General features: G+C 62.6%; 19 protein-coding genes. 10 read left to right on the top strand and 9 right to left on the bottom strand.

Features of this window, described 5'->3' with window-relative positions:
* Nucleotides 1–19 precede the first annotated feature (19 nt).
* From OLZ32_RS06940 to OLZ32_RS06965, 6 genes are all read left to right on the top strand, one after another.
* Nucleotides 20–1729 (top strand): methyl-accepting chemotaxis protein, encoded by a 1710-nt coding sequence (locus tag OLZ32_RS06940; protein ID WP_003542821.1) that lies wholly within the window; start codon nt 20–22, stop codon nt 1727–1729.
* 243 nt (nt 1730–1972) lie between these two features.
* Nucleotides 1973–3895 (top strand): HAMP domain-containing methyl-accepting chemotaxis protein, encoded by a 1923-nt coding sequence (locus OLZ32_RS06945; protein ID WP_003542820.1) that lies wholly within the window; start codon nt 1973–1975, stop codon nt 3893–3895.
* A 195-nt stretch (nt 3896–4090) separates the two neighbouring features.
* Nucleotides 4091–5908, top strand: a complete 1818-nt coding sequence (locus tag OLZ32_RS06950; protein ID WP_264420325.1) for a methyl-accepting chemotaxis protein — start codon at nt 4091–4093, stop codon at nt 5906–5908.
* A complete protein-coding gene (locus OLZ32_RS06955) occupies nt 5905–6387 on the top strand; it encodes a chemotaxis protein CheW (RefSeq protein WP_029871930.1) in 483 nt (160 codons plus the stop codon). The genes OLZ32_RS06950 and OLZ32_RS06955 overlap by 4 nt, the downstream gene beginning before the upstream one ends.
* A 29-nt stretch (nt 6388–6416) precedes the next feature.
* Nucleotides 6417–7274, top strand: a complete 858-nt coding sequence (locus OLZ32_RS06960) for a CheR family methyltransferase (RefSeq protein ID WP_003542817.1) — start codon at nt 6417–6419, stop codon at nt 7272–7274.
* Between the two features lie 61 nt (nt 7275–7335).
* On the top strand, nt 7336–8433 hold the full coding sequence (locus OLZ32_RS06965; protein ID WP_003542816.1) for a protein-glutamate methylesterase/protein-glutamine glutaminase: 1098 nt from the start codon (nt 7336–7338) through the stop codon (nt 8431–8433).
* Between the two features lie 82 nt (nt 8434–8515).
* Here OLZ32_RS06965 and OLZ32_RS06970 read toward each other — a convergent pair whose 3' ends face one another.
* Together OLZ32_RS06970 and OLZ32_RS06975 are read right to left on the bottom strand one after the other, a co-directional pair.
* Complete coding sequence (locus OLZ32_RS06970; protein WP_003542815.1) at nt 8516–9256, bottom strand: 3-oxoacyl-ACP reductase family protein; 741 nt, start codon at nt 9254–9256, stop codon at nt 8516–8518.
* A 72-nt stretch (nt 9257–9328) separates the two neighbouring features.
* Complete coding sequence (locus tag OLZ32_RS06975) at nt 9329–9907, bottom strand: TetR/AcrR family transcriptional regulator (protein WP_264420327.1); 579 nt, start codon at nt 9905–9907, stop codon at nt 9329–9331.
* Nucleotides 9908–10125: 218 nt separating this feature from the next.
* On the opposite strand from OLZ32_RS06975, the gene OLZ32_RS06980 reads away from it, so the two are divergent.
* From OLZ32_RS06980 to OLZ32_RS06990, 3 genes are all read left to right on the top strand, one after another.
* Complete coding sequence (locus tag OLZ32_RS06980; RefSeq protein WP_003542813.1) at nt 10126–10926, top strand: inositol monophosphatase family protein; 801 nt, start codon at nt 10126–10128, stop codon at nt 10924–10926.
* A gap of 112 nt (nt 10927–11038) precedes the next feature.
* A complete protein-coding gene (locus OLZ32_RS06985) occupies nt 11039–12142 on the top strand; it encodes a MotA/TolQ/ExbB proton channel family protein (protein WP_003542812.1) in 1104 nt (367 codons plus the stop codon).
* Between the two features lie 3 nt (nt 12143–12145).
* Nucleotides 12146–13177, top strand: coding sequence for a peptidoglycan -binding protein (locus OLZ32_RS06990; protein ID WP_017989366.1), 1032 nt, complete (start codon nt 12146–12148; stop codon nt 13175–13177).
* Here OLZ32_RS06990 and OLZ32_RS06995 read toward each other — a convergent pair whose 3' ends face one another.
* The 5 genes from OLZ32_RS06995 to OLZ32_RS07015 form a co-directional block, all read right to left on the bottom strand.
* Nucleotides 13178–14428, bottom strand: coding sequence for an RNA polymerase sigma factor (locus OLZ32_RS06995; protein WP_017989365.1), 1251 nt, complete (start codon nt 14426–14428; stop codon nt 13178–13180). It abuts the gene before it with no gap.
* A gap of 7 nt (nt 14429–14435) precedes the next feature.
* On the bottom strand, nt 14436–14774 hold the full coding sequence (locus tag OLZ32_RS07000; protein WP_003542809.1) for a YciI family protein: 339 nt from the start codon (nt 14772–14774) through the stop codon (nt 14436–14438).
* A 272-nt stretch (nt 14775–15046) separates the two neighbouring features.
* A complete protein-coding gene (locus tag OLZ32_RS07005) occupies nt 15047–15235 on the bottom strand; it encodes a YegP family protein (RefSeq protein WP_003542808.1) in 189 nt (62 codons plus the stop codon).
* Between the two features lie 286 nt (nt 15236–15521).
* On the bottom strand, nt 15522–16514 hold the full coding sequence (locus OLZ32_RS07010) for a Bug family tripartite tricarboxylate transporter substrate binding protein (protein ID WP_017989364.1): 993 nt from the start codon (nt 16512–16514) through the stop codon (nt 15522–15524).
* A gap of 143 nt (nt 16515–16657) precedes the next feature.
* Nucleotides 16658–18460 (bottom strand): ABC transporter transmembrane domain-containing protein, encoded by a 1803-nt coding sequence (locus OLZ32_RS07015; protein WP_017989363.1) that lies wholly within the window; start codon nt 18458–18460, stop codon nt 16658–16660.
* Between the two features lie 192 nt (nt 18461–18652).
* On the opposite strand from OLZ32_RS07015, the gene rpmE reads away from it, so the two are divergent.
* Entirely contained in the window at nt 18653–18874 is a 222-nt protein-coding gene (rpmE, locus tag OLZ32_RS07020; RefSeq protein WP_003542805.1) for a 50S ribosomal protein L31, read from the top strand.
* Nucleotides 18875–19053: 179 nt separating this feature from the next.
* Here rpmE and rcdA read toward each other — a convergent pair whose 3' ends face one another.
* Both rcdA and OLZ32_RS07030 read right to left on the bottom strand, forming a co-directional pair.
* Complete coding sequence (gene rcdA / locus OLZ32_RS07025; RefSeq protein ID WP_003542804.1) at nt 19054–19569, bottom strand: protease adaptor protein RcdA; 516 nt, start codon at nt 19567–19569, stop codon at nt 19054–19056.
* Between the two features lie 391 nt (nt 19570–19960).
* A complete protein-coding gene (locus OLZ32_RS07030) occupies nt 19961–20152 on the bottom strand; it encodes a DUF1192 domain-containing protein (protein ID WP_264420330.1) in 192 nt (63 codons plus the stop codon).
* Between the last annotated feature and the right edge of the window lie 4 nt (nt 20153–20156).

A 20156-nucleotide genomic window follows, 5' to 3' on the forward strand; every position in this document is an offset into this window, starting at 1 on the left:
AACGAGGGGTTTGGGGACTATGCGACTGACAATCAAGACGAAACTGGTGACCGCGTTCACCTTCATCATTCTGATGCTCGTAGGCACTGCCGCTTACGGTATCTTCAGCCTTGGGTCGCTGAACGACACGATCGATAAGCTTCTCGCCGGCCCGGCAGCCCGCCTCGATTTAGCGCAGCAGATCAACATTGCCCAGCTCGAGGAGATCCGCCAGCAGAAGAATCTGCTCACCGCCCGCAGCGCAGACGAGACGGCTGGCGCAATCGCGAAGGGCGATCAGGCCCGCAAGGACTTCACCGATGCCTTCAACCAGGTGTTGGAGCTGGCCACGGAAGAAGGCAAGGCGCGCTGGGCGCGCATCGCCGAACTTTCCAAGAGCTTCACGGCAGCCGACGATCAGATTCGGGAATATATGAAGGCCGGCAATGCCGAAGGCGCAAATGCCGTTTCCGTCACGACGGCGCGGGTCGCTGCCAACGACATCGACTCGACGCTCAGCGAAATCCTGGCACTTGAAAAGCAGCGTATGAAGGCTGCCGACGACGGCGCCGAAGCGCAGTACACGACGACCCGCACAATGATGGTTGCTGTCGCCGCCGTTGCTCTGCTGATTGCTGCCTTTACCGCGTTCTGGATCGCCAGCACGATCAGCAAGGGCCTCACCCGTGCCAACGCTGTGGTTCGCGAAGTGTCGGAAGGCGATCTGACCAAGATGGCCGATATCACCAGCCATGACGAAATCGGCGAACTTCTGGGCAACGTCAATACCATGATCGAACGCCTGCGCGGCGTCGTCGCCGACGCACTGTCGGCCGCCGACAACGTCTCTTCCGGCAGCCAGCAGCTTTCGGCAAGCTCGGAACAGGTATCGCAGGGCGCCACCGAACAGGCGGCTTCCGCCGAAGAGGCGTCCGCTTCGATGGAGCAGATGGCCGCCAACATCAAGCAGAACGCCGATAACGCCGCTCAGACCGAAAAGATCGCCCGCCAGTCGGCCAAGGACGCGGAGATGAGCGGTGAAGCGGTGACGCGTGCCGTCGATGCCATGCGCACGATTGCCCAGAAGATCGGCATCGTCCAGGAAATCGCCCGCCAGACCGATCTGCTGGCTCTGAACGCCGCCGTTGAAGCTGCTCGTGCCGGCGAGCATGGCAAGGGTTTTGCGGTCGTCGCCTCGGAGGTGCGCAAGCTTGCCGAACGCAGCCAGTCGGCTGCCGCCGAAATCAGCTCGATGTCGAGCGATACGGTCAAGGCAGCCGCCGATGCCGGCGACATGCTCGGCCGGCTGGTGCCCGACATCCGCAAGACGGCGGAACTGGTTTCCGAGATCAGTGCCGCCTGCCGCGAGCAGGATATCGGCGCCTCGCAGATCAACGAAGCGATCCAGCAGCTCGACAAGGTGACGCAGCAGAATGCCGGTGCCTCCGAGCAGATGTCGGCGACCTCCGAGGAGCTCGCCTCCCAGGCGGAGGAACTGCAGACGTCGATCGCCTTCTTCAAGGTCGACACGGCAGGCAGCGCGCGGTCAGGTGCCCACAAAGCGCAGCCAAAAGCTTCGGCCAAGGTGATCAAGGCCCCGGCCGCTATCCGCAAGCCCGGCCCGCAGGCCAATGGCCAGGGCCGCGGCCAGACGGTTTCGGCTCAGCAGCAGCGTCTCAAGGGCTTTGCTCTCGATATGTCGATGGGCGGTCCAGACGCCAGCGACGACGACTTTAGGGAGAGCGCATAGGCGCTCCCTTGGGGAAAGCGCCTGGGCGCTTCGCCCCGATGTGATCCCTCGGGCTGCTCCGGCGGCCTGAGGAGAGAACGTCCCCCAACGCATGTAGGCGTTGGCGCTGCGATGGATAGATGTCCGGCTGGCGGGAAGTGAATGTAGTCGCTTTCCCCGTTTCAGCACATCACTTCCAAGCTCAACGTCCCGCCAAGGGGACATGTCTCTCCATTCGTTTTGACCGCAAGTCGGGGGTATCACATGCGTTTCACCATTAAACTCAAACTGGGTCTTGCCTTCGGCATCATGACGCTGCTGCTGATCGGCATCGCGGTTTATGGAAGCCTGAGCCTCGGCACCTTGAACGAGGCAAGCGGCAAGATGATCGACGGCTCGGTGCGCCGTCTGGAACTGGCGTTGACCGCCAATATCGCCGAAGTCAACGCCATCCGTGCTCAGAAGAACGCTCTTCTGTCCACGGACCCTGCCGTCGTTGCCGGTTTCTACAAGGAGGCCGACCAAAACTTGCAGACCTTGCTGGACACTGTCGATGCCGGCCTGGCCATTGTCTTGCCGGAAGGTAGACCCTATTGGGAAAAGCTGCAGACGGTCGGCACGAAATTTCGCGAAAGATCCGTCGAACTGCAGCAGCTCGAGGCCAAGGGCGATCGGGCCGGAGCGCTGGCGCTCTCGCTCGGCGATCTCAAGGCGATGACCGACGATATGGGCGATGCGATTGCCGCCATTATCGAGATCCAGCGCCAAGGCATGCAGGCGACCAATCATTCGAATGCCGAGCTTTATAACTCGACCAAGCTGATCCTCACCACCGCTTCCGGCATTGCCGTGCTTGTCGCGCTCGGTGCTGCGCTGTGGATCACGCTCGGAATCAACAATGGCCTCAGGAAGATCACGACCGTCGCAAACGCCGTCGCAATCGGCGACCTCAACCAGAAGGTCGACGTCAAGACCAATGACGAGATCAAGGATCTCATCGATACGGTCAATGCCATGACCGCCAATCTGCGTGCCACGGCAGCGCTTGCCGATCAGATCGCCATGGGCGACCTCAGCACCGATGCCAAGCCGCTTTCGGATAAGGATGCGCTCGGCATTGCGATGCAGAGCATGATCTCCAACCTGCGGACCACCGCCGGCATCGCCGACCAGATCGCGAACGGTGACCTGACAGTGTCTCCAAAGCCGCTCTCCGACAAGGATGCACTGGGCATCGCGCTCGAACAGATGGTCGAGCGCCTACGCGGTGTCGTCGCCGATGCGATCTCGGCCGCCGAGAATGTCTCTTCTGGCAGCCAGGAACTTTCGGCAAGCTCCGAGCAGGTGTCGCAGGGCGCAACCGAACAGGCGGCTTCCGCCGAAGAGGCTTCTGCCTCGATGGAAGAGATGGCCTCCAATATCAAGCAGAACGCCGACAACGCGGCGCAAACGGAAAAGATCGCCCGTCAGTCCGCCAAGGATGCTGAAGCCAGCGGCGAGGCCGTCTCCCGTGCCGTCGACGCCATGCGCACGATCGCCCAGAAGATCGGCATCGTCCAGGAGATCGCCCGCCAGACGGATCTGCTGGCTCTGAATGCCGCTGTGGAAGCGGCACGCGCCGGCGAACACGGCAAGGGTTTTGCGGTGGTCGCCTCGGAAGTGCGCAAGCTTGCCGAACGCAGCCAGTCGGCTGCTGCCGAAATCAGCTCGATGTCGAGCGATACCGTGACGGCTGCCCAGGAAGCGGGCGACATGCTCGGCCGGCTGGTGCCCGACATCCGCAAGACGGCGGAACTGGTCTCCGAGATCAGTGCTGCCTGCCGCGAGCAGGATATCGGGGCGGCCCAGATCAACGAAGCGATCCAGCAGCTCGACAAAGTGACGCAGCAGAATGCCGGCGCTTCCGAACAGATGTCGGCAACCTCCGAGGAACTCGCTTCCCAGGCCGAAGAGCTGCAGACGTCGATCGCCTTCTTCAAGGTCGAGATGGCAGGCGGACGCCGCGAGCGCGCTCCGGCTGCAAAACTCACCGCCCGCACCCGGGCTCCGGCCGCACCGCGCAAACCGGCCGGCAAGGCGCCGGCCAATACGGTCGCCGGGCAGCAAGCCCGCGCCAAAGGCTTCGCCCTCGACCTGTCGATGGGTGGGCCGGATACGGCTGACGATGATTTCCGCGAAAGCGCGTAGCTGCAATCCCGGGGAAGGTGGATAAAGCCTTCCGGGTGCAAAATGGGGCCGCAGTGGACGGCGGCCCCTCGATTGAACCGGTGCATGGACGCACCTGGTCATGCCGGCTTTGCCGGTGACGCATGAAGCGTTTTCACGACGGCATGATGTGCGATCCGGCGGAATATCCGCCGCGGTACTAACGGGGGTTTGGAAATGCGCTTCACAATCAAACTTAAACTGAGCCTGGTGTTCGGTTTCATCGTTCTCCTGACCTGCGCCATGGCCGGTCTTTCGATCTACAATCTCTCGTCGCTGAACAGCGACATCTCGGTCATGGTTGCCGGTCCGGTTGCCAACCTGCGCGATTCCGGCGATCTCTCCGATGCCGTGATGCGCTCCATTCGCGCCGAAAAGGATGCGATCATCAATACCGATGCCAGCAAGATCACCGGCTATGTCGATGAGATCTCGCAGCAGCGCGAGCTCATCACGACGCTCCAGGGCCGCCTTGCCGCCTCCGATGATCCGGAGATCAAGGCCGGCATGACACAATTCGGCGAACTCTACGGCAAGTGGACGGCGCTGCAGGATCGTGTCGCCGATCTTGCCACGCAGAATACCAGCGAATCCAACGCCCAGGCCGGTATCATCTCGATGGGCGAAGGCCAGTTGGTGACGACCCAGCTGCTCGGCATTCTCACCAAGCTGAACGACACGGTGACCGGCAACGTCGCCGAAACCGACGCCGCCACCAACGATCAGTATGCCCAGTCGCGCAATCTGCTTGTTATGATGACGATCGGCCTGATCATCGTCTCGTCGGCCGCGGCAATCTGGATCCTGCTCAACATTTCGCGCGGCCTGAAGCGCGCCGTCAATCTTGCGGATGCCGTCAGCATCGGCGATCTCGAACAGAATATCGAGCACAAGAGCAACGACGAAATCCGCGATCTCGTCCATTCGATGAGCCGGATGACGGCGAACCTGCGCAATACCGCGACGATCGCCAGCCAGATCTCGAACGGCGACCTGACGGTTTCTCCGAAGCCGCTGTCGGAGAAAGATACGCTGGGTATCGCGCTCGAGCAGATGGTTGAACGCCTGCGCGGCGTTGTCGCCGACGCCATCGCAGCCGCCGAGAATGTCTCGGCCGGCAGCCAGGAACTGTCGTCGAGCTCCGAACAGGTGTCGCAGGGCGCCACCGAACAGGCGGCCTCGGCCGAAGAAGCTTCGGCTTCGATGGAAGAGATGGCCGCTAACATCAAGCAGAATGCCGACAACGCTTCACAGACCGAGAAGATCGCCCGCCAGTCAGCCAAGGATGCCGAAGCCAGCGGCGAAGCGGTGACGCGTGCCGTGCAGGCGATGCGGACTATCGCCGAGAAGATCGGCATCGTCCAGGAAATTGCCCGTCAGACCGATCTGCTGGCTCTCAACGCGGCCGTCGAAGCGGCACGTGCCGGCGAACACGGCAAGGGTTTTGCGGTCGTCGCCTCCGAGGTGCGCAAGCTGGCCGAACGCAGCCAGTCAGCCGCGGCCGAAATTAGCTCGATGTCGGGCGATACGGTCAAGGCGGCCCAGGAAGCCGGCGACATGCTTGGTCGCCTAGTGCCCGACATCCGCAAGACGGCGGAGCTTGTCTCCGAGATCAGTGCCGCCTGCCGCGAACAGGATGTCGGTGCGGCGCAGATCAACGAGGCGATCCAGCAGCTCGACAAGGTGACGCAGCAGAATGCCGGCGCCTCCGAGCAGATGTCCGCGACTTCGGAAGAACTCGCTTCCCAGGCTGAGGAACTTCAGACGTCGATCGCCTTCTTCAAGGTCGATACGGCGGGCGGGCGCCGCGAACGCGCACCGGCCGCCAGGATGACGGTCCGCAGCCCGGCTCCTGCTACCGCCCGCAAGCCTGCGCCCAAGAAGCCGGCAGCCAACAGCGTCGCCGGCCAGCACGCTCGGGTGAAAGGCTTCGCTCTCGATCTCTCGATGGGCGGTCCCGATGATGGGGACGCCGAATTCAAGGAAAGCGCATGATCATGGCCACGACATCTCTGGAAGCGCAATTCGTGACCTTCAGCCTCGGCGACGAGATTTTCGCCGTGCCGGTTGAGGTCGTACGGGAAATCCTCGACTATGCGGAAGCTTTCAAGATTCCGAATGGTCCCGACTATCTGCTCGGCCTGCGCGACGTGCGCGGGCAGGGCGTGCCGACGATCGATCTTCGATTGAAGCTCGGCATGACGAAGACCGTGCCGACGCCGCACACGCGGGTGCTTGTCCTCGACGTTCCTATGGAAAGCCGGCTGCTGACGCTCGGCCTCGTCGCCGACCGCGTCTTCGAGGTCACGCCGTTCCGGCGCGAGCAGATCGAGGCGGCGCCCGATATCGGCGTGCGCTGGCGCTCGGACTATATCGCCGGCGTCGTTCGCCGTGAGAACGGCTTCGTCGTCATCATCGATCTTGCACGCTTACTGTCGCGCGAGGACGCCTCGGTACTGCAATCGGCGGCCTGACCGCGCATCAACTCGGAGACCTGCATTCTATGAGTATGGCAGCAGCGGTGGAAACCCAATTGCCGGGTGACCGGATCAGCAAGCGCAATTTCGACAAGCTTGCCCGGTTCATCTACGACTATAGCGGCATCAAGATGCCGCCGACCAAGCTGACGATGCTCGAAGGGCGGTTGAGGCGCCGCCTTCGCGCAACCAACCACGGCACCTTCGACGATTATTGCGACTTCCTGTTCAATGAGGATGGCCTCGCCCAGGAAACCGTCTACCTGATCGACGTGGTGACGACGAACAAGACCGACTTCTTCCGCGAAGCCAAGCATTTCGACTATCTGCAGAGCGTGGCGTTGCCGGCGATCTCCAATAGCGGCGTGCGGACCATCCGCACCTGGAGTTCGGCCTGCTCGACGGGGGCGGAACCCTACACGATGGCGATGGTGCTGGCGGAATTTGCCGAAGGCCGCAACGACGTCTCCTACAGTGTACTGGCGACGGATCTTTCCACCGACGTGCTGCAGACGGCGCGCCGCGGCATCTATCCGGAGGACTTGATCGCACCCGTGCCGCGCGACCTGCAGCGCAAATACGTGCTGACGGCCAAGCAGCCGGGTCGGCGGGAGGTGCGCATCACGCCGAAACTACGCAGCAAGATCGGTTTTGCCCGCATGAACCTGATGGACGAGAAATATCCGATCGGTGAACCGATGCACGTCATCTTCTGCCGCAACGTGCTAATCTACTTCGACAAGCAGACCCAGGCCGGTGTGCTCAACCGCCTCTGCGCCTGCCTGGCCAAGGGCGGCTATATGTTCATCGGCCATTCCGAATCGATCACCGGCTTCGATCTGCCGTTGAAGCAGGTCTCGAATACGGTGTTTCAGCGTATCTAAAGCGCATCGCGTCATCCCAAAACCGCTGCGCACTTCCGGACGGCATGCATTAGGGGCATTCATGGCTAAGAAAATCCGCGTTCTCATCATCGACGATTCCGCCAGCATCCGCCAGACGCTGACCCATGTGCTGGAGCAGGATCCCGATATCGAGATCATGGCGGTCGCATCCGACCCGTTCATGGCGGCGCGGAAGCTGCAGGAAGAGATCCCCGATGTCATCACGCTCGATGTCGAGATGCCGCGCATGGACGGCATCACCTTCCTCCGCAAGCTGATGTCGCAGCGGCCGATCCCTGTGGTGATGTGTTCGTCGCTGACGGAAGCGGGTTCGGAAACGCTGCTCCAGGCGCTGGAGGCCGGTGCCGTCGACGTCATCCTGAAATCGAAGATCGGCGCCGCCGACAGCCTTTCCGACGACGCGATGCGCATTCGCGAAGTCGTCAAGAGCGCCTCGCATGCACGGCTTTCCAACGTCCGCCGCGCCGCCGGAACCATCCGCTCGGCCTCAGTGGAAGGGCCGGCCAAGAAGCTGACGGCGGATGTGATGCTGCCGCCGCCGACGGGGCGAGCCATGGCGAAGACGACCGAGATGGTCGTCTGCGTCGGCGCCTCCACCGGCGGCACCGAAGCGCTGCGCGAGTTCCTGGAGGAACTGCCGGCCAATGCGCCTGGCATGGTGATCGTCCAGCATATGCCGGAGAAATTCACTGCCGCCTTCGCCAAGCGGCTGAACGGGCTCTGCGAGGTCGAGGTTAAGGAAGCCGTCGATGGCGATCCGGTGCTGCGCGGCCATGTGCTGATCGCGCCAGGCGACAAACACATGCTGCTCGAGCGCCAGGGTGCGCGTTACTATGTGAGCGTCAAGACCGGGCCGCTGGTGTCGCGCCACCGGCCTTCCGTCGACGTGCTCTTCCGCTCGGCGGCGCGCTCGGCCGGCTCCAACGCCATGGGAATCATCATGACCGGCATGGGCGATGACGGCGCGCGCGGCATGCTGGAAATGCATCAGGCCGGCGCTTACACGGTGGCGCAGGACGAGGCGAGTTCCGTTGTTTTCGGCATGCCGAAGGAAGCGATCGCTAAGGGCGGCGTCGACCGGATCCTGCCGCTCGATCAGATCGCCCGCGAAGTGCTGATGACGCAGCAGAAGTTTTAAGTCGGTTTCAACGGAACCGGCTGAAGCCGGCGGCATCGTACGATACCGCCGGCTTTTGATCATAGCCGTGCAGGTTTTCTATTCAGGCGAGATAACCGCCGTCGATCGTCAGGCTGGCGCCGGTGACGAAGGCGGCCTCGGCACTGGCGAGATAGGCAGCGAGGCCGGCGATCTCGCGGTCCTCGCCCAGGCGGCCAAGCGCCATCAGCTGCTTGAGGCGCTCATGATCGTCCTCATTGGGGTTCATGTCGGTCGCCGTCGGGCCGGGCTGGATGTTGTTGACGGTGATGCCGCGTGGGCCGAGATCGCGGGCGAGGCCGCGAGTCATCGAGGCGATCGCGCCCTTGGTCATGCTATAGACCGCGGAGGTCGGAAAGCCGCTGCGATCGGCGGTGACGCTGCCGATGGTGATGATGCGGCCGCCTTCCTTCATATTTCGTGCCGCTGCCTGGATGCCGACGAAGGCCGCGCGGACATTGACGGCGAACATCCGGTCGAAATCTTCGAGCGAATAGTCGTCGAGCGGGTTGAGGATGAGAATCCCGGCATTGCTGACGAGAATGTCGAGACCGCCAAAGGTCTCGGCTGTCAGCGCGACGGCATTCTGTACGGCTTTCGCATCGGCACTGTCGGCCCGGATCGCCAGCGCCCTGCCGCCAGCAGCCTCCAACTCGGCGACGATCGCCTTCGCCCTGTGCTCTGAGCTGGAATAGGTGAAGGCGACGGCGGCGCCATCAGCGGCGAGCCTTCGAACGATAGCGGCACCGATGCCGCGCGAGCCGCCGGTGACGAGGGCGATCTTGGTGGAAAGGGGTTGAGACATGCAGGTTTCCTTTGTTTTTGGATTGATCAGTCTAGAATTGTCCATGAAAAAGTCAGCTCGGAGTTGTTCTCGTCAGCGGAGGCTTCTGATTGCCATGCGTGCGATAGCGCGAAGCGTCGCGGGTGGGGCGCCGTTTCGGGCGCTGACTTTCATGCCCGACAGAGCAGCGCCGAGAAACGGAATGGCGTCGGCGATATCGATATCTGCTGCGAGATCTCCGGTCCTGCGAGCCTCCCCGAGAAGGCTCTCGATCGCCGCGTGAAGCGCGTGGCCGGCGCTGTCGGTAAGAGCTGCGACCTCGGCATCGGTGCGGCCGAATTCACAGATGGCGCTGACACCGAGGCAGCCGCGCCGCGCCACGGCAGCGGGACGCGAGGCGAAGGCAACAAGAGCGCCTTCCAGCGCCTCGATCGGCCGGCCTTCGCGGCGAAGGTCGGCGATGATCTTGTCGATGCTCTCCACATTGTAGCGCTTCAGCGCTTCCAGATAGAGGCCGCGCTTGTCGCCGAAGGTGTCGTACATGCTTTGCCGGCTGATCTTCATCGCCGTCAGCAATTCCTCGGTCGAGGTGCCTTCATAGCCGTGCTCGGAAAATACGCCGATGGCGGCATGAAGGGCGGTGTCGCGATCGAATTCCTTATGTCGTGCCATGACGAGGCTTCTACTCTTATTGGACTAATCTGTCCAGAATAAAATTAATGGTTTCTGGCACCGTAGGGCAGCCATGCGCGCCTCCCCTTGAAATTTCCCTGATTTTGTGGTCTTGAGGCCGCCAATCTTCGCAGCGCTGCCTGTCATGCATGTTCAGGGACACTTCCCGCCCCTGGCAGCGCGCGCGCCCCGTATCAGTCCCAAGGAAAAATGCGCCGATGGCCCGTTCAGCTCTTCTCAATGTCATGGTTCAGGCCGCCCTCAAGGCAGGAAAGTCGCTGGGACGTGATTTCGGCGAGGTGCAGAACCTGCAGGTTTCCGTGAAGGGACCGGGCGATTTCGTTTCCACCGCCGACCGCAAGGCCGAAAAGATCGTCAGGGAAGAGCTGCTCAAGGCGCGTCCGACCTATGGCTTCCTCGGCGAGGAAAGCGAGGAAATCATGGGCACCGACGGCGCGCATCGCTGGATCGTCGACCCGCTCGACGGCACGACGAACTTTTTGCACGGCATCCCGGCCTTCGCTGTCTCGATCGCGCTCGAGCGCAATGGTGAGATCGTTGCGGCCGTCGTCTTCAATCCGGCGACTGACGAACTCTATACCGCCGAGCGCGGCGGCGGCGCCTTCCTCAACGACCGACGCCTGCGCGTCGCCGCGCGCCGGGCGCTGTCGGATTGCGTCATCGGCTGTGGCATGCCGGCGCTCGGCAAGCGCAATCACGGCAAGTTCCTGGTCGAGCTTCGCCACGTGATGGGCGAAGTGGCGGGCATCCGGCGCCTGGGCTCGCCGACCCTCGATCTTGCCTATGTCGCGGCCGGGCGTTTCGACGGTTTCTGGGAGGCGGAGCTTGCGCCGTGGGACATGGCGGCCGGCATTCTGCTCATCCGCGAAGCCGGCGGTTTCGCCACCGACTGGGACGGTGGCGCAACGATGCTGGAGAGCGGCACAATCGTCGCCGGCAATGAGACTATTCACAAGGCGCTGATCGAAGTCGTCAAGCGGCCGGTTCCCGCCAAGTGACCGAACGAAAATCTGGCTGTTGTAAAGTCACGGTTTTCTCCCCGGCATACTTCAATTCGGCACAATGTTGCTCTAGTCTCCGCCAGCAGGGAATCCGGAGGCTGCGTAACCTATGGAAAATGTGAATGTGGCGGAGATCGGCTCCACCGAAAAGACGGCGGGTACCTATGCCTACAGGCTTTCGAGCCCCATGCCCTTCCTCTGGACGATGCTGCTTTTCCTCGTCATCGTCGGTTTTATCGCCGCCATCCTCTTCCGGCAGACGCAGACCGCCTTCATGCACAATCCAGGCCTCAACGGCCTGATCGTCGGCGTTCTCGCGGTCGGAATCATCCTTGTTTTCAACCATGTACTGGCGCTTCGACCCGAGGTGCGCTGGTTCAATTCCTTCCGTGCCGCCGGCAGCGCCGACAAGGTCAACCGCAATCCGCGGCTGCTTGCGCCAATGCGGGCGCTGCTCGGCAGCCGCAAGTCCTCACTGGCGCTGTCGACGACGGCGCTGCGCTCGATCCTCGATTCGATCGCCACCCGCCTCGACGAATCGCGCGACGTTTCGCGCTACCTGATCGGCCTTTTGGTCTTCCTCGGCCTGCTCGGCACCTTCTGGGGCCTCATCGGCACGATCGGTTCGATCAGCATTGTCATCCAGTCCCTCGATGCCGGCTCGAACGGCACCGGAGACGTGCTCTCGGCGCTGAAGGAAGGGCTTTCCACGCCGCTTTCGGGCATGGGCCAGGCCTTCTCCTCCTCGCTGCTCGGTCTTTCCGGTTCGCTCATTCTCGGCTTCCTCGACCTGCAGGCCGGCCGCGCACAAAACCGCTTCTACATGGAGCTGGAAAACTGGCTGTCCTCGGTCACGGATGTCGGCTCCGATCTTGCCCCGGCTCTCGAGGCCGTTTCCGGCGCTTCCTCGGACGACATGCGCGCGCTTTCCGATTATCTGCGCAAGGTCTCCGAAGAGGGCGGCGCCGGCAGCCAGCGCTCCGTCGCCGCCATGGCAAGCCTTGCCGAAGGCATTCAGGGCCTTGTCAAGAACATGCGCAACGAGCAGCAGATGCTGCGCGACTGGATCGAGGCACAGCAGGATGAGGCCAAGGCGATGCGCCGCACGCTCGACCGGCTTGCCGAACGCATCGGCGTGCAGGAGCGCGCAGGCGAGAGGGGCGAGCGTTTGCGCGACCGCGCCAGCCAGGCAGAAAAGAGCGAGGGCAAGTAAGCCATGGCTCTTGCCCGCAACCGGCGCCGCGAACGCACGGTGGATTATTGGCCGGGCTTCGTCGACGCGCTGTCGACGCTGCTCATCGCCATCATGTTCCTGCTGACGGTGTTTGTCGTCGGGCAATTCATCCTCAGCCGCGAGATCAGCGGACGCGATGAGGTGCTCAATCGTCTCAACAGCCAGATCAACGAGCTGACACAGCTTCTTGCGCTCGAAAAGGGCAGCAACCAGGATCTTCAGGATTCGGTCGCCAATCTGCAGGCCTCGCTTGCCAGCGCTGAAGGCGACCGGTCGCGGTTGCAGGCGCTGCTGAATGCCGGTTCGGGCGGTCAGGATGCGGCACAGAAGCGGATCGGCTCGATGACGCAGGAGCTCGACGAGCAGAAGCAGGTGAGCGAACGGGCGCTCAGCCAGGTCGAATTGCTGAACCAGCAGATCGCGGCACTTCGCAGCCAGATTGCCGCCGTCGAAGCAGCCCTTCAGGCGTCGGAGGAGAAAGACCGGGTCTCACAGACCAAGATCGCCGACCTCGGCAGCCGCCTCAACGTTGCGCTCGCCGCACGCGTGCAGGAGCTGAACCGTTACCGTTCCGACTTCTTCGGCCGGTTGCGCGAGATCCTTTCGGACCGCGAAAATATCCGCATCGTCGGCGACCGGTTCGTCTTCCAGTCGGAAGTGCTGTTTCCTTCGGGCGGCGCCGATCTTAACCCGGAGGGGCAGACCGAGATGGCGAAGCTTGCTAGCGCCCTTATTGATCTCGCCAAGGAAATTCCGCCCGAGATCAACTGGGTGCTGCGCGTCGATGGCCATACCGACAATGTGCCGCTTGGCGGAACGGGCCGCTATCGCGACAATTGGGAACTCTCCTCGGCGCGTGCGATTTCGGTCGTCAAATTCCTGATCGCACAGGGCGTGCCGGCCGACCGGCTGGTTGCGGCCGGCTTCGGCGAGTTCCAGCCAATCGCCCCGGGCGACACGCCGGATGCGCGCTCTACCAACCGCCGCATCGAGCTGAAGCTGACCGAGAAGTGATTAACTTGATATCGCCTGCCGCGCTTCCTTTAGTCGGCCGGCAAGAAAATCGCGCACGGCGGGGCTGTCGCTGAGGCCGATCGCTGTCATATAGGCATCGGCTGCCGCGGTATCATCGCCGGCCTCAGTCAGGAGAAAGGCACGCACCGCCCAGTACGGCTGGTAGCTTGCGGTGTCGCGCGGATCGAGCTTGTGGAGCCGCTCCAGGCCGGCAGTGGCGCCGAACGCCCTGCCGATCACTGCAGCCTGGCTGACACGCGCACCCAGCGTCGGCTTCATGGTCACCAGCGCCGCGTAGAGTGTCGTCAGCGCCTGCCAGTCTGTCGCTCCTGACAGCCGGCGCGCCGCATGCACGGACTGGATTGCCGCCTGACACTGGAAGGGGCCGAAACGGTCGAAGCCGCCGGCCTTGCGCAGCAGTGCATCCGCCTCGGCAATCATGATCGCGTTCCACGCGGCCGCGTCCTGCTCGTCCAAAGGCACATATCGGCCGCTATCGTCGCGCCGGGCGCTGCGGCGGGCTTCGCAGTGAAGCATCAGCGAGAGCAGGCCGATCGCTTCCGGTTCGTCCGGCAGCACTGCCAGAAGCGCACGGCCGAGCCAGATCGCCTCGCCGGCGAGTGAATGGCGCTCTTCCTCGCCGTCGAGACCGTCCCAGCCGAGACCGTAAGCCGCGTAGATCGCCGAAAGCACCGTGGCGAGCCGCCCGGGCAAGGCGGGGCGAGGCGGGACGGCGAAGGGAATGCCGGCATCGCGGATCTTCACCTTGGCCCGTACCAGCCGCTGGCTCATCGCCTCCGGTGAGACGACGAACGATCGGGCGATGGTCTTTGCCTCGATGCCGAGAACGGTCTGCAGCATCAGCGCCGTATGCACGGAGCTGTCGATGGCTGGGTGAGTGCAGGCAAAGAGCAGCTTCAGCCGCTCATCGGGAAAGACAGCGTTGCCGGCCGGGTTCATGCGTTCCTCCGCCTCCTCGAAGGCGACCGATATCGTCGTTTGCGCATTGGCCTCGACGGTGCGGTGGCGGGCCGCCTGCATGAGGTTGCGGCGGGCAGCCACCAGCAGCCAGGCTTCCGGATTGCTGGGAACGCCGCGCTCCGGCCAGACGCGAAGGGCCGAAGCCAGCGCTTCCGACAATGCGTCTTCTGCCGCCGGCACGTCGCGCGAGCGGGCGGCGAGAAAGGCGATCAGCTTGCCGTAGGACTGACGCGCCACCTTTTCGGCAGCGCGTCCGGCATCGGGCGGCATGACCGCCTCACATCTGCAGGCGCGGGCGCACCTCGACCGAACCCTTGTCGGAGATCGGAACGCGGGTCGCCCATTCGAGCGCGGTGTCGATGTCAGGGACGTCGATAAGATAGAAGCCGCCGAGCTGTTCCTTGCCTTCCGGATATGGCCCGTCCTGGACATCATGGTCCTCGCCTTTGCGGCGCACGATCGTGCCGGTTTCCGGGCCTGTCAGCCCGGCGCCACCGGTCATGATCCCTGCCTGGGCGAGCGCCTGGCTGTAGGCGACCCAGCCGTCGCGATAGGCGGGATCGCCGCGGCGGGCGAAATCCTCGGCGGCTTCGCGAATGATGAGAGCATATTGCATGGAAAACTCCTGATCTCGTTGCTGACGTTGATCCGGGCATGCCGATATCGGGACCAATATCCGGAAAGCCGTGAAGCCCGGCGGAGCGGCGGAGCCGTTCCGAAACAATGAGGCGCGGCCACCGGTCGTTTCGACATGGCTTTCAAAAAAAATACGCGAAAAAGGAAAATGGCGCCGAAAATCGCAAGCAAGCGGGTCGGGCTCAAGGGCACCGGCGCTGCTTACGGGCGCGAAAGGGCAGGGCGGCAATCACGCCGCCGCTGCCGGTCTGCTCAGGACTCGGCCTTCGTCTGATCGACGATCTCGGCGCTTGGCGTGTTCTTCTTGATGGATTCGATGGCACTCATGGCGGACGCCTTCGCCTTGTAGCCCTCCGACGAGAACATGGCTTCCCCGTTCGATGCTTTGAAGCGGAAGCGGAACTCCCCGCCCTTATCCTTATAGACTTCGAATTTATACATAGATGTCTCCCGAAATCCCAAAACGCTGAATTGCAACCATCAGCTTAGCGGAAGCTAGATCAAAATGGCGAGCTTTTCCACTGCCTTAATCAGGATTGGGTTGCTTAGCGTCCAATTGTCACCGTTTCCATTGGACGCAAGCGAATGAGGGCGCTAGTGCCTATGCTCCGAGAACAGGATTATTTCAGGCCGGGTCGGCCTAAAATCTGAATCCTGTTCTCAATTAAAGAGTAGAGCGTGATGTCATACGAAAACCGCTCACACTTTTCGGCATCATGCTCCGGCATCACTCCATCTGGATATTCGCGCCCTTGACGACCGGTCCCCATTTGGCGAGTTCGGCCTTCACATGGGCGGCGAGTTCCTCCGGCGTCGAGCCGACGATGGTGGCGCTGAATTCTTTCATCCGTTCCGCGACGGCTGGGTCGGCGAGCGCTTTCTTGGCCGAGGCGTTGAGACGCGTCACCACCTCGCTCGGCGTCTTGGCCGGGGCAAAAAGCGCGTTCCAGGTATAGGTCTCGTAACCTGGAATGCCTGACTCGGCGACGGTCGGTACGTCGGGGAAGGAGGGCGCGCGCTCGGCCGTGGTCACCGCCAGCGCCCGCAGAGTGCCAGCCTTGATGTGGCTCGACGAGGAGGGCAGGTTGTCGAACATGATCGGCACCTGGTTGCCGATGACGTCGTTCAATGCCGGACCGGCACCCTTATAGGGGATGTGCTGCATGCTGACGCCGGCCATGGACTTGAAGAGTTCGCCGGAAAGATGCAACGGCGTGCCGTTGCCCGATGAGGCGTAGCTGTATTTGTCGGGCTCGGCCTTCAGCAGGGCGACCAGTTCCTGCACGGTCTTTGCCGGCAGTTCCGGATTGACGACCAGCACATTCGGCACGACGACGAGCAGCGAGATCGGTGCGAAATCCTTTTCGGCGTCATAAGGCGTCGATTTCAGGATCAGCGGATTGAGGGCGTGGGTCGCGACCGTGCCCATCAGGATGGTGTAGCCGTCCGGTTCGGCGCGGGCGACGTTACCGGCGCCGAGATTGCCGCCGGCGCCGGCGACGTTCTGGACGATCACTTGTTGGCCGAGATCCTCCGACATCTTCTGCGCGACGATGCGGGCGACGACATCGGTCGAGCCGCCGGCGGCGAAGGGCACGACCATGGTGATCGCGCGATCGGGAAAATCCGCAGCAGCGGCAGACGCGCCGACGGCAAGGGCCGCAAGCGCACCGAAACCGAGCGCAAGGCCCGTACGTCGCGTCATATCGAAAAGCGCCATTCCTATCTCCTCCCAAGGATTTCAGCAGCAATATCCCCACCCCGGGGAATGAAGAGGTTAGGGCAGGACGCGCGAAAGACAACCGCAGAGAAGCGCGGTGGGTTCAGACTTTAGTCGCTGTTGGCGGGAGAAGTGCGCGCCGGCTATTTGGCAGTGGCGAGCACATCCTCGTTGGCGGCGTCGAATTGCAGCCGCGCCAGCCGCGCATAGATGCCGCCGTGACGGATCAGGCTCTGATGCGTGCCCTCCTCGACGACCCGGCCCTGGTCCATGACGAGAATGCGGTCGGCCTTCAGCACGGTTGCCAGGCGGTGGGCGATGACGAGCGTCGTGCGGCCGTCCACCAGGCCGTCAAGCGCCTTCTGCACCAGCGTTTCGCTTTCGGCGTCAAGCGCGGAGGTTGCCTCGTCGAGCAGCAGCACGGGCGCGTTCTTCAGGATGGCGCGGGCAATGGCGATGCGCTGGCGCTGGCCGCCTGACAGAGTGATGCCGCGTTCGCCGACCTCGGTCTCGTAGCCCTCGTCCAGCCGGGCGATGAATTCGTCGGCCTGCGCGGCAAGAGCTGCGGCGCGGACCTCGTCACGCGATGCGCCGGGACGGCCGAAGGCGATGTTGTCATGGATCGAGGCGGCAAAGATGGTGACGTCCTGCGGCACGATGGCGATGCGCTGGCGCAGCTCGTCGGGCGTCGTCAGCTGCGCGTCGACGCCATCGATCTTCACGCTGCCCTGCTGCGGATCGTAGAAGCGCAGCAGCAGCGAAAAGACGGTGCTCTTGCCGGCACCGGAAGGGCCGACGATGGCGACGGTCTCACCTGGCATGATCGCGAAGCTTAAGCCATGCAATGCCGATTTGCCGGGGCGCGAGGGATAGGCAAAGTGCACGCCTGAGAATTCGACGCGGCCGCGGCTGGGCGAAGGAAGCGGCTCAGGGCTGGCTGGGGCTGCGATCGGCGAGACCTCGTCGAGAAGCTCGGTCAGCCGGTCGGCAGCGCCGGCTGCCTGCGAGAGTTCACCCCAGACCTCCGACAGCGCGCCCAGCGAACCGGCGGAGATGACGGCATAGAGCAGGAACTGACCAAGCGTACCGGCCGAGAGCGTGCCGGCAAGCACGCTGTGGGCTCCGAACCAGAGCACGGCAACGACGCTGCCGAAGATCAGCGTGATGGCGATCCCGGTCAGCAGCGCGCGCGAGCGAATGGCGGCGCGGGCCGCGTCGTAGGCGGATTCGACGGCGGTGCCGTAACGGGTCGCTGCGGCATCCTCGCCGTTGAAGGCCTGGACGGTGCGGGTCGCGGCGATCGTCTCGTTGGCGAAGGCGGAGGCATCGGCGAGCGTATCCTGGGCGGCGCGCGAGCGCTTGCGCACCGAGCGGCCGAAGGCGACGAGCGGGAAGACGATCAGCGGGATCGCTCCGATGACGAGGCTCGAAAGCTTCGGCGAGGTGACGATCATCATGCCCATGGCGCCGATACAGAGGATGAGGTTCCTGAGCGCCACCGAGGCGGTGGCGCCGACGGCGGACTTGATCTGCGTCGTATCGGCGGTCAGCCGCGAGACGATCTCACCCGATTGATTGACGTCGAAGAAGGAGGGCGACAGCCGGGTCACATGGGAAAAGACATCGCGGCGAAGATCGGCGACGATGCGCTCGCCGATGGTGATGACGAAATAATAGCGCAGCGCGCTGGCGACCGCGAGCACGATGGCCATGACCATCAGCATGGCGAAGTAGCTGTTGATGAAGCGGCCGTCGGACTGGGTGAAGCCGTGATCGATCATGCGACGCACGGCGAGCGGTAGCGCCAGCGAGGTGATGGCGGCAAGCGCCAGCGACATCAGCGCACCGGCCACCAGGCCGCGATAACGCATGAGATAGGGCGTCAGCCTGCCGAGCGGTCGCAGCGATCGCTTCTTGTTTTCCTCAGCCCGTGCCTGCTCTGCCAATTCGTCTCCGATCGCCCGCAGGACCCGCGCAATGCGGCCTGTAGGCTCTTGTTATCTAGGCGTCCTTCATGTATAGGCACCGCATCCTAATGGGAAGCCGTAGCCATCCGACTGCGGCTTCATTTATTCAATCGGTTCGTTGGCCGCAACTGCATGGGGCAAATTGAACTCCGGTATCGCAGGAAGATTGTTATGAAGGCAGGCATCCATCCCGAATATCACATGATCAAGGTGGTCATGACCGATGGCACTGAGTACGAAACCCGCTCGACCTGGGGTTCGGAAGGCGCTGTCATGAACCTCGAAATCGATTCCAAGTCGCATCCGGCCTGGACCGGCGGCAACCAGCAGCTCATGGACCGCGGCGGCCGCGTCTCCAAGTTCAACAAGCGTTTCGGCGGCCTCGGCCTCTAATCGCTTCTGCTCGACGGAATTCGAAGAGAGCCCGGTTTCGCCGGGCTTTTTTGCGTTCGCAACGGCTTACAGTGCCGCGGACGCGCAAAGGACGCTGCAGGGATGCAGGTGTTCAGCGCAAACAAAAAACCGGCCGCGCAAGACGCAGCCGGTTTGTATTCGAATTCTTGCAGGTCCGGTCAGTTGTTGCCGAAGGCGGTCTGCAGCAGGGAAAGCTGGGCCTGGACGCTGTTCTGATTATCATGGACGATCACCGCTTCGGACGGGCGGTAGATCTCGCGGTCGAGCAGGGCAATGCGGTTTTGCAGACGCAGCGAGCGTTCAACGAGGTCGCGGAAGGATTCCGGCAAGTCACCCCAGCCGGGTGCGGCGCGGTCGACGTTGAAGCCGTCGAGGCGAACCTTGTTCTTTTCGGCCAGCACCTGGTCACGGGACATTTCGCCATTGTTGACGGCGCGCTGCAACAGCAGCCATGAGGCCATCTGCATCAGGCGGGTGGTGAGACGCATCGATTCCGCGGCGTAGAGAACCGAGGCCATCCGCGGCAGAACCTTGGAGGCGGCGCGGCCCTGACCGTCGAGATAGGCGGCAGTCTCTTCGACCAGCGACATGCCTTCCGCATAAAGTGCCTTGAACTGCGAGGATGCAGCGGCGCGGCCTGCAAAACTGATCGTGTTCAATCCAACTTCCGACATCGCAATAGTCCCTGTTCGCACGCAGCTACATATATTCAGGTAACGCCGGCACCGACGGAAAAGTTTCCAGGCCCGGTCTTTATGACTTTAAGATGGTATCATTAGCCCAAATGCGCAAGCCGTTTCTTAAGAAAGGGTTAATCTCCACAGTTTCGTGGAAGTGCGCCGGCCATGGGAAAAAGAAGAGCCGCAAACGCGGCTCTCAAGGTAAAACAGGGAGAAAAATCAGACCAATTCACCGCTTGGAAAACTGTCTGAGATCCAGAGGAAATCCGGATTAATATAGTAATACCTTATAAAGCTTAATATTTTATTAACATTGTGCCGGATTAAGACTTTAGGCGGGCTATTTTATCCGCCTATAGCCTTGTTTTTCGGGGTTTTTATCGGATCACGAGCGGAAGAAGCTTTCCGCCGCCTGCCGCCCGGAGGCTTTGCGGGCGGACTCGGCCTCGAGACGGGCGATCTCCGTCTTCAGCAATTCCACCCGCGCCTTCAATTCGTCGACCGAAAGCATGGAGAGATCGGCGCCGATCTCATGGGCGACTTTCTTCTGCGGCCGGTCATCATCGATGAAGCTCATGGTT

The organism is Rhizobium acaciae (assembly GCF_025941625.1).
In the GTDB taxonomy this organism is placed as follows: Bacteria; Pseudomonadota; Alphaproteobacteria; order Rhizobiales; family Rhizobiaceae; genus Rhizobium; species Rhizobium acaciae.